The organism is Cytophagia bacterium CHB2 (assembly GCA_030263535.1).
In the GTDB taxonomy this organism is placed as follows: Bacteria; Zhuqueibacterota; Zhuqueibacteria; order Zhuqueibacterales; family Zhuqueibacteraceae; genus Coneutiohabitans.
Window position 1 is genome coordinate 1 of the sequence record SZPB01000238.1, and the last position, 9,961, is coordinate 9,961.

The window sequence follows — 9,961 nt, forward strand, 5'->3', positions numbered from 1 at the left end:
TTCCACTCGCGTTTGTGGGCGTGGGCTGGATTTTGTTCATCACGCAAACCCCGATCGATTTGATGGCCATGATCGGCTTGTTTATTCTCGTCGGCATCGTGGTGAATAACGGCATTGTATTGGTCGATTTGATCAATCAATTGCGCGTGGCGGGTTACAGCAGGCATGACGCGATTATCGAAGCCGGCCGGCATCGTTTCCGTCCGATTATGATGACTGCCGGAACGACGATCGCGGGCTTGATTCCGATGGCGCTGGGCACGGCAAAGGTGATCGGTATTTCCTATGCGCCCATGGGACGTACCCTGATTGGCGGCATGATTTCTTCGACCATCTTGACGCTATTGGCCGTGCCGCTGGCATACACCTATCTGGATGATTTGCGAGAATGGTTTAAGCAGGTGACTGCGATTGTGTTTGGTGGAAAGCAAAAGCAAACACAAAAATGATTTTTTCAGGAGGCCATGATCAGCGTGGTGGGAAGTCGTGTGCGAGATGATTTTTTGCCACAATCCCTTGTGAGAAGGGCGGCGTAACTTACCGCCCTCTTTCTCAAGATAATGGCAAATTTTTCTTTTGCTGCAAAGGCCGCGGAACATATTTTCTGCGGCTTTTCTTTTTGTGTAAAAAAAAGGCTATCAGCGAGCGCCGCCAGTACTGCGCTGATAGCCGCACCGCTCAAGGCGCTACCCGAAGGCATGCCGAGCAGTTTCAGAAGCACTAACGCAGAATTTAATTGTTTTGTTCCCCTTGGGGGGAAATTTTTTGAAGATTTTTGTGCTTATCCGGCTGGGCATGTGGAAAAATTCTTGAATATATGGCAGTCTCACAATATATTGTCGCAACATCAACAAACTGTGTTAAAATGACATGAGCCGTATTTACTTGGATTACAGCGCGACAACACCGCTGGCTCAAGAGGTTTATGCCGAAATGCAGCCATTTTTTCTCGAGCATTTTGGCAACCCCTCGAGCATTCACGGATTTGGTCGAGAAGTTAAAGTCGCAATTGATGAGGCCCGTGAAAAAATTGCAACAAGCATTGGCGCCCAACCGCAGGAAATCGTGTTCACGAGCGGCGGAACCGAATCCAACAATGCCGCAATTCAGGGCTTGATTCAAAGTTTTGCAGCGCCGCAACATGTGATCACCAGCCGCCTCGAACACCCCAGCGTGCTCATGGTATTTCGCGAGTTGGAGAAGCGTGGCTGGAAAGTATCCTATGTCGAGCCTGACGGCGCCGGCATGATTACGGTTGAGGCGGTATTGCGATCGCTTCGCCCGGAAACGGCTTTGATTTCGATCATGCACGCGAACAATGAAGTCGGAACCATCAACCCAATTTTGGAAATTGCGCGGCTGGCGGACGAACGGCAAATCCCATTTCACTCGGATGCGGTGCAGAGCTTTGGCAAAATCCCTTTAGATATGAAAACTATGCCGGTAACAGCATTGAGCGTGTCCGGACATAAAATCTACGGACCCAAAGGTGTTGGCGTGTTGTTTCTTCGGCGTGGTGCGAAGATTATGCCTTTATTGCATGGCGGAAAGCAAGAACGCGAACGCCGCGCGGGCACCGAAAATGTTGCCGCAATCGTTGGTTTTGGCAGGGCAACGGCAATGATCATGGCCGAACGTGAGCGCGAAGCGGAAAGATTGCGCGCACTCACGCAGGATTTTTGGCAGAACGTTCAACAAATCTATCCACAAGCAACGCTGAATAGCCCTCCGCGCGAACGCCTGCCAGGCGTACTGAATATTTCTTTTCCGGGAATGGACAGCCTGGCCATGGTCATGAGCCTTGATTTGCAAGGTATCGCGGTGAGTAATGGCTCAGCGTGCAGTTCGGGCAGCGTTGAGCCCAGTCATGTTTTGCGCGCGATGAATCTCAGCAACGACCGCGCCAATTCTGCCATTCGCTTCAGCTTCGGTCGATATACGACGCAGGCAGAGTTAGCCGAAACTCTTGCCGCGCTCGAGCAGATCTTGCAACGCCGCAAGCGGGATAGACGGATCCCGCCCAAAGTCGGCAGGGTGATGAGCACGGCTTAATCGGTTAAGTTGAAATCATATTTTGAACAATTTTTGCATAATTCATGATGGATCATAAGCACAATTATTTAGCGCAGTCACAAATTGCGCCCGGCGCCGGCGCAACCGTGGTCGTAGCGATGAGCGGCGGCGTCGATAGTTCCGCGGCTGCGGCATTGCTGCATGAGCATGGCTATCGCGTCATCGGCATCACGTTAAATCTGTGGGATTTTCATGCCAGCGGCGGCAATGTCAATTTTGAAAGCGGCTGCTGTTCGATCGACACGATGGCCGATGCCCGGGCGATTTGCCACAAGCTGGGCGTGCCGCATTACGTTTTGGACCTGAAAGAAATTTTTGATCGCAGCGTGCAGCAAGATTTTATTGCAGAATATTTTGCCGGGCGCACGCCCAATCCCTGTGTGCGCTGCAACACGTTTATCAAGTGGGGCGCATTGCTGCAACAGGCCGAAAACATCGGCGCGGATTTTCTTGCGACCGGGCATTATGCCAGAGTCGCATTAAATCCCGACACCGGCCGGTGGGTATTGCGCCGCGCCGTCGATCACAATAAAGATCAAAGCTATGCGTTGTGGGGCGTGCGACAAGCGGCGCTGGCGCGCACGCTTTTCCCCTTGGGCGAGCTGACCAAGCCGCAAGTGCGCGACTTTGCGCGCAGCTTGAGCCTGAAGACGGCCGAGAAGAAAGAGAGTCAGGAAATATGTTTTATTCCGGATAATGATTACCGGCGTTATTTGCAGGAAAAAGCGCCGGCAAACGTTGAAGAAATTGGCGCAGGTGAGTTCGTCGATCGGACGGGCAAGGCGCTCGGAACGCATGCCGGTGTGCCGTTTTATACCATCGGCCAGCGCAAAGGCCTGGGGATGGCCTTTGGCCGCCCGATTTTTGTCACGCAAATCGATTCACTTACCAACACTATTACTCTCGGTGACGCCGAGGATCTGCTGCAAGACGAATTCGTGGTTTCCTCCGTAAACTGGGGAGCAGAATATTGCCCGAAGGAAGGACGAGAAGTACACTGTAAAATTCGGTATCGCGATTCGGGCGCGGCGGCGCGTCTTTATGATGCCGAAGAGCATGCCGCGCGTGTGCGCTTTCATGCGCCGCAGCGTGCGATCACACCCGGCCAATCCGCCGTATTTTATGATGGCGATATCGTGATTGGCGGAGGGGTAATTGATCACGTGCGAAAATAGGTGTATCAGTTATCATCTGAAAATAAAAATGCCCCGTAGCCGGGGCATTTTGGTTTAAGCATGTGTTGATGAATCATTTCGATTCGGCTTGCACTTCCCGAATAACTTCCTTTAGCTCGTCGCGATCAATCGCCAGGTGATTGCCGCGCACCGTTCGGTTGAATTTCCAAACATACAAAAAACCGAGAAGGAAGCCGGCGAGTCCTCCGCCTACCAACGACCACAAGGCGAGTTTTAACCAGGGAATTTCACTGGTTGCGCCGAATACCCACCACGACACCACCAGAAAAAAAAACGTCAGAAGAGGAGTCGTTAGAGTGAAAGCCTGGCCGATGCCGCTGGCATCCAAACAATGCGGCGGGCAGGGCCAGCGGTTGTCGCCAAAGTGGATGACATACGTGTAGAAATTCAGCTTGCGCGGCTCTACCGCCCTGGGTTCGAGGGCTTTGGATTTGATTCGAATCCAATAGCTGACAAATTCTTCGCTCTGTTTTTGATTCATCTTTCCTCCCGTTTTCAAGTTAAAAAATGTGAGTGAATTTGAGATGATTGATGCTACGATGTTTTAAGGATTGTCGATTAAATAACTTGCCCAAATCTCAAACCGCGAAGGCACGCCAATAACCGCGAATTTTAAAATTAGCGGATATTCGCGTTTATTGGCGGTTCCCCAAATGAGTAAGTTATTTAAATGACGTTCCTAAGTTACGATAAACCTCAATCGCCTCTTCCCGTCAAAACGAAAGCTGCCCAGAAATAGGGAAAAGCATAGGAATGGGATGCTCTGGCTTCCAGGTTCTGAATCATCTGCAACTGCGCGGCGCGCAATGCACGCGCGGGTGGCGCGCCTTGTTGGAGATGGCGATAGAAGTCCCTCATCAGCTCGGAGGTGCTGCGATCATCCACGTCCCACAAGCTGGTGAGCAATCGCTCGGCGCCGGCGCACAAAAATGCTTGCGTGAGTCCCATCATGCCCTCGCCGCTGAGGTTTTGCCCCAAGGCCGTTTTGCATGCAGATAACACGGCGAGTTGCTGGCCCTGCAAATCAAGATCAAGAATATCGGCGGCGCGCAAAATACCCGCATCATTCCGGGGCCTCCCCGGAGAATATCTCAATCCTTGCAGCGTCAGGTGTTTGACCTCGGCGCCGCGCTGACTCCGATTTGAGCGGCGCTCATCCAAAATCAAAAAAGAGTGTAAGGGCTGGCTGTCATCAACGTCGGCATGCAGAGCGAGATGCACGATGCCTTGAAAGCGATCGAGCATGCCGGTAAGCTCTGATCGTGTCAAGTGCGTATAGATTTTGGGAGTAGCATTTTTGAAAAAGTTCGCGACGGCCTTTATTTCGAGCTTGGCATGCGGGATAGTTTTGGAATCCATGGCGATCAAGAGTGCAGGGCTTTCCGCGCGGTATGCGAAGGGAGTCGAACGCTGCAGCATAAGTTGCAACGCTGTGAGGCTCGGGGCAAACGCGGGCGCGAATTTTTCGAGAAAGAGACGCTTGTCACGTTCATCTTTGAGCGCAACAAACGGCAGATAGTAGAGAACATCGTCGGGAATGATATAAAGCATGCGCGCTTGCCGCAGCATATGCGCGACGGGCGCGACCAGCCACTGATAAAGTTCGGCACTTTGACGTTCGGTCTCAGTGCGCAAGGCTTGCGCCTCGTTTCGCAGCCTTTTTTGAAACGCATCACGGCCGTCGATGCCGATGATCCTCCGGAAATTTTGGACTTTTTGACGGAGTTCATGCCCGGTGATTGCCGTTTGAATCACTTCGACATTCGAACGATTCAACACGGCAATGATGAGCTTTGCGTCCCTAACGCGATAAACAAGTATTGCCGTTGAATCGTCGAGCTGGCTTTGCACGTTGGCAGGGTTGGCTACGAGTTGAAAAAACGAGGAATCGGCGTGTGTGTTTTGAGCTTCGCGTAGATTGCTGGCATTCGCGATCTGACGATACAGCAAATCAACAGTATTGCGCGCCTTGGCCTTCTCCATGTATTCTAGAACCAGGAGCCTATCATCGGCGCGATTCAGCGCGAAGCCAAGCGCGCTGTCAAACACCCGCTGAACCGTGCTGAAATAGTTCATGTTGAAATCTAGCCGGCTCACCGAATTTCTGATGTGCTCGAGTGCGGCGATGGTGCTGTCATAATGCAAGCGGGCAGCCGCCAGATGCCCGGCATTGGCATGCGCTTGCGCCAGGCCAAAGTGACAATTCCAAATCAATTCTCGCTGAACAGCGTCTTCGGCTATCGTGTGAGCGCGCTGAAATCGCGCCAGAGCTGAATCGGTTTGTTGTTGCTGTAGAGAAATATATCCCAGGCCCAACCACGCTTTTGCCTGGGCAGGATGATATTGCGCATCTTCTCCCACGTTTAGCGCGGCAATATAGGCCTGCTCCGCCTCGCGCCAGGATGAATCTTGCCTGGCAATGTCGCCGAGATTGTTCCACAAATCTGCTTGTACGATGTGTGCACGCCGCGGGTCGAGCGCGGCAAGGCCTTGCCGTTGATAAGCGCGCGCCTGCCGGAAGTTTTTCTTCCACAAATGGATGATGCCAATCAAGCCGAGCGTGCCGGCCTTTCTTGAAATATTTTGCAGACCCTCGTAACCCTGCAGGGCGGAATCGGCCAGTGCAAGAGCATGCTGCCAGTCGCCGAGTTCGAGATGCACTTTGGCTTGGTGCAACCAAAGTGAAGGCAGATCGGCAAACTCGGATAGATTGCGTTTCAGGATAATTGCCGTGTCGAGATGCGCCAGAGTGAGATTGTAATCTGCCAGGGTGTGATAGATTCGCGCGGCTTTCGCATGTGTTTCCGCCTTCAGGGCGCGATAGCGGATTTTTTGAATCAGACGAAATTGATCTGACAGAATTGAAAGCGCCGCGCGAATGTCATGGCGCGCAATGGCATCGACCAGCTTCACATCCAGCAAACTGGCAAGCGCGTAAGGCTTTTCTATTTTCAGCGCCAGGCGTGTAGCTGCCTTGATGCAAATGTCGGAAGAGTCTCTCTGCCGTCGGCTATCATAGATTTCAGCCATGAGCAAAAGCGCTTCCAACTCGTTGTCAAGATAACCGATGTCACGGCTGACGTGCAACCACTGCCGGGCGAGATCATAAATTTGATTCTTGTCGTCAACCGCTCTCAGATGAAAGTTGCATAGCCACCACAGATTGTCGGCGGCTTGCTTGAGATCTCCGAGCCGCTGGAATTGTGCGTGCGCATACTCCAGGCAACGCATGTTGAAAATGATCTGCGCACGACTGGTATCGTAGTCGATCCCTCGCATAAAGGCCGTTCGAGCAACGATCCAATTGCTCAGATTTTTTGGAGAGGATTTTCCCAAATGCGCCAACTGTTCGAACCGGTGTATGAAAAAGCTGTCAGCATATTGTTCTGCAAAAACCTGCGCAATTTCACCGGCAAGCGTTTCATATAATTGCGAGGAGTCCGGTTTCCCCATAAAACGCAGATACAGGCTGCGATCCAAAAAAGCATGAAAAAATACGCTGGCATCGTATGGATTTGTTGCAATCGCTTGATGAAGCGAATCCCGGGCGTTGGCTTCGGCATAACTCAGGAATTGCTGCTGCCGGTTTGCGCGATAGTTGTCAAACAGGGTATGCGCAAGAAATGTTGCGATTGTTGCGCGATCAAGCGGAAAGGGAGGAGGAGCGGAGAGATGTCGATGTGAAAAAATAATGGCGGCGCATGCCGCGCCAAGAATTAGGCTATGCGCTGAGTGTTTGCGCAAAGAGCGCCATCTGTCACGCAGATAGGAAAAGTGTATTTGGGTAAACAACGATCGCTAGCTCCCGACAGCTTCAAGCGGCGCGCCAAGCCTGCGCTGTGCAATCGAATTGGTATTGGCCTCGAATTACAATTCACGGAGTTCTTGTCGTTTTACAAATATCCTGGAATTTGGCAAACATCGCGAGATCAGCGGGGGTGTTTGTGACTTTTCATGTGCGCGAGATCGCCGGCAACAGCGCCGCACGCATCAACCGTGTTCATGTCATTGGTATCGAAATCTTTCCAGAAAGTCAAGCCCTGTTTTGTGGGGATGGTGGTTCATGTTTGTCGTGAAATCTATACGTCAGCTTGGGGGCAGCCGTTGCGATGATGAGCAGTCGTTGACAGGCTCGCGGTTAGATAGACCCTGGCTTCGGCAAGGTCAGGCTGCGGCAAGGGGTCGTGCATTGAAGCTCCCGCTCTCCCCGGCCAGCAACTAATCCTCTCTTGACTTTCTTGAGAATTTTAATACTTTGTAACAGCCTGATTCTGCCTCCGGCTGCTTCTAATTCAACAAAACTGAGCAAAGGGAGTGCGGTATCAACGGCCAACAGAGTTAAACGGCTTCTTACCTAACGAGGAGGAGCAGTTATGCTGCAAAACTTCACGAAGTATGCGGGTCTGGTGCAAATGATCATTGGTCTTCTTGGCCAGTTTGCGCCTGGTATTACCTCAATGTTGGGGGCGGCAGCAGGAACCGGAGCTGGAGACATCCTCGGAGGAGGCAATTTGATTAATGTGCTTTCCGGCGCAGCGCTCAGCTATTTGGGCTTCAAAGGCACGGAGAGCGCCCAGCGCACAGGCGCGCAAACGCTGGGTGGTTTGAACGGATTGGTCGGCATCCTGGGCGCCCTCGGCCTGGGCAATCTCGGCGGACTGCAATTGACGAACGGCTGGCTCGGCATCGTCGTTAACCTGGTCGTGGGTGCCTGGGGCCTGTATTCCGCTTATGCCAAGAAAACGGCGGGTGCGGCCGCGCATTGAATAGGATCTAAACTCTGAGGCGATCTTTGCCTTCTTTTATTGGCCGCACCAATCGGCGAGCCGCTCTGGAAGGCAAAGATCTTACGGTTATCACTGCTGCTCAAATCACATCTTCTCAAGCGTTTTGCTGCTGCTGTTCTAGCTTCCTGGCGAGCTGCTGCTTCTGTCTGATCATGATGAATATAATTCCCCACTATTTGTATAAATTTTGAAAGGACTGCAACATGGCTAATTTCATCGAAGAGCTGGTAGGATCATTGGGTCCCCAAGTGACGAAGCAGCTTTCCTCACAACTCGGGATTGATAACCAAACCGCGAGTCAGATATTGCCGCAAGTCGCGCCATTGATTCTAGGCGGTTTGAAGCGGCAGATGCAAGAGCGCGGCGGCGCGCCTCGCGTCGATCATATTCTCAACAAATACGGCAGTGCGGATGTGCTCAGCGACATTGCCGGGCTTTTTGGCATGCAGGCAAAAAATCAAAATGCCGACCCTCGCCTTGGCGGTTTGCTCGGCGATTCTGGCGTGCAAGCGGCCGGCCAGTTGTCCCAGCGCTTTGGCTTGAATATGGAAACCGCCATGAAAATCATTCCCATGTTGGCGCCGATTATTTTGGGCGCATTGTCGCAAAAACGTGACACCGCAGGCCTGGGCTCGACGGGCATTGCTTCGCTGCTCGATCAAGACGGCGATGGCGATATTCTAGACGATGTAGCAGGTTTCTTTACGCGCGCTGCAGGCGGTGGAGGAGCACAAGGCGGCTCATCACCTTTGGGCGGGCTGGGTGATTTGCTTGGCGCGGTGTTGGGCGGCGGCAAACGCTAGCATAACCAAAAAACTCGAGCAGCAAAACAAAAATCCCAATCAGGCAAACGTGATTGGGATTTTTTATTCATCGTTCACCGATTTCATCGGTATCAACCTGGCCCGAGAGCCGGCGTGTGAGGTGTGACCATGACATGCCGATTGTCAGCACCACCGCCATGACGATTAGAACGATATGGGCAATGGCGCGCGAGCCGCGCGGGGTGGACACGTTCCAATAAATCAAAACCCAAATGATCGAGCCGAACAGCGCTGCCGTCAAAACCGCGCCGCGCAATCCCAGCGAGCGGTTTGTCGCTTGCAGATAAACCAGCCAGGCGATTAATAGTCCAACTCCGGCCAGCACCTTGAGCGGATTGATGGCGCTGAATGTCGTTACGGGAACTTTTGTGACGGGCATGATCGCCCAATGAAAATACGAGATGCCCTCGGGATTGTAGGTGGCATAAACCAGGATCAATGCCCCCAAAAGGCGCAACAAAATTCCACCCCAGCCTAACTCTGTCTTTTCCATCAAATCTCTCCGTAAAATAAAAATGCCCCGCAACCGGCTGCGGGGTATAGAGACAGTACTCAAGCAACTCGCGCCGATGGATTTCAGCGCTACCTCAAAATGTACCGGTTCTAGCCACGATTCTTGATGAATTTTTTCGAAGGGTGGGTGAACCGCCTCAGCGCTTTTTGGTAAAGAGACGATACGCAAACAGGATGATAAAGGCTCCAACCACAGAGCCGATTAAGCGCGCGCCTTCGCCGGGACCGTAGATGTTGAGTGCCTGGCCCAGATAAGTCGCCAGTAATGAGCCGCCAATGCCCAACAATATCGTGATGATCAATCCTCCCGGATCCTTGCCCGGCATGAGAAACTTTGCGATGACGCCGGCGACCAAGCCGATCAAAATCGTGTAGAGCATAAATTCTCCCTCTCGTGAAGATAAAACAAAAAATCACGAAGACATGAAGGGATCACAGCCGCTTGCCACAAGCGCGTGGCTAGACATTCTTCGTGTCTTCGCGTTAGAAATTTGGTCAAATCTTTATCCGCTTACTTCACGCGGAAAAATTCGATTCTGCGGTTTTGTTGGCGGCCTTCAGCCGTATC

Annotated in this window: 10 protein-coding genes; 6 read left to right on the forward strand and 4 right to left on the reverse strand. The window is 52.3% G+C overall.

Annotation, left to right across the window (positions count from 1 at the left end):
* The 4 genes from FBQ85_20140 to mnmA form a co-directional block, all read left to right on the forward strand.
* The coding region (locus FBQ85_20140; protein ID MDL1877446.1) for an efflux RND transporter permease subunit at positions 1-449 on the forward strand (449 nt) is incomplete at its 5' end.
* A gap of 111 nt (positions 450-560) precedes the next feature.
* Positions 561-869, forward strand: a complete 309-nt coding sequence (locus FBQ85_20145; GenBank protein ID MDL1877447.1) for a hypothetical protein — start codon at positions 561-563, stop codon at positions 867-869.
* A 1-nt stretch (position 870) separates the two neighbouring features.
* Complete coding sequence (locus tag FBQ85_20150) at positions 871-2,052, forward strand: cysteine desulfurase (protein ID MDL1877448.1); 1,182 nt, start codon at positions 871-873, stop codon at positions 2,050-2,052.
* 47 nt (positions 2,053-2,099) lie between these two features.
* The gene (gene mnmA, locus FBQ85_20155; protein MDL1877449.1) at positions 2,100-3,248 is read left to right on the forward strand and encodes a tRNA 2-thiouridine(34) synthase MnmA; all 1,149 of its coding nucleotides are present in this window, start codon (positions 2,100-2,102) and stop codon (positions 3,246-3,248) included.
* Between the two features lie 73 nt (positions 3,249-3,321).
* On the opposite strand, the gene FBQ85_20160 is transcribed toward mnmA, so the two are convergent.
* Complete coding sequence (locus tag FBQ85_20160; GenBank protein MDL1877450.1) at positions 3,322-3,750, reverse strand: hypothetical protein; 429 nt, start codon at positions 3,748-3,750, stop codon at positions 3,322-3,324.
* A 215-nt stretch (positions 3,751-3,965) separates the two neighbouring features.
* Positions 3,966-7,013 (reverse strand): CHAT domain-containing protein, encoded by a 3,048-nt coding sequence (locus FBQ85_20165; protein ID MDL1877451.1) that lies wholly within the window; start codon positions 7,011-7,013, stop codon positions 3,966-3,968.
* Positions 7,014-7,642: 629 nt separating this feature from the next.
* Here FBQ85_20165 and FBQ85_20170 point away from each other — a divergent pair.
* Both FBQ85_20170 and FBQ85_20175 read left to right on the forward strand, forming a co-directional pair.
* Positions 7,643-8,035 (forward strand): hypothetical protein, encoded by a 393-nt coding sequence (locus tag FBQ85_20170; protein MDL1877452.1) that lies wholly within the window; start codon positions 7,643-7,645, stop codon positions 8,033-8,035.
* A gap of 224 nt (positions 8,036-8,259) precedes the next feature.
* Entirely contained in the window at positions 8,260-8,859 is a 600-nt protein-coding gene (locus FBQ85_20175) for a DUF937 domain-containing protein (GenBank protein ID MDL1877453.1), read from the forward strand.
* 67 nt (positions 8,860-8,926) lie between these two features.
* On the opposite strand, the gene FBQ85_20180 is transcribed toward FBQ85_20175, so the two are convergent.
* Both FBQ85_20180 and FBQ85_20185 read right to left on the reverse strand, forming a co-directional pair.
* A complete protein-coding gene (locus FBQ85_20180; protein MDL1877454.1) occupies positions 8,927-9,373 on the reverse strand; it encodes a hypothetical protein in 447 nt (148 codons plus the stop codon).
* Positions 9,374-9,530: 157 nt separating this feature from the next.
* Positions 9,531-9,773 (reverse strand): GlsB/YeaQ/YmgE family stress response membrane protein, encoded by a 243-nt coding sequence (locus tag FBQ85_20185; GenBank protein MDL1877455.1) that lies wholly within the window; start codon positions 9,771-9,773, stop codon positions 9,531-9,533.
* Positions 9,774-9,961 lie beyond the last annotated feature (188 nt).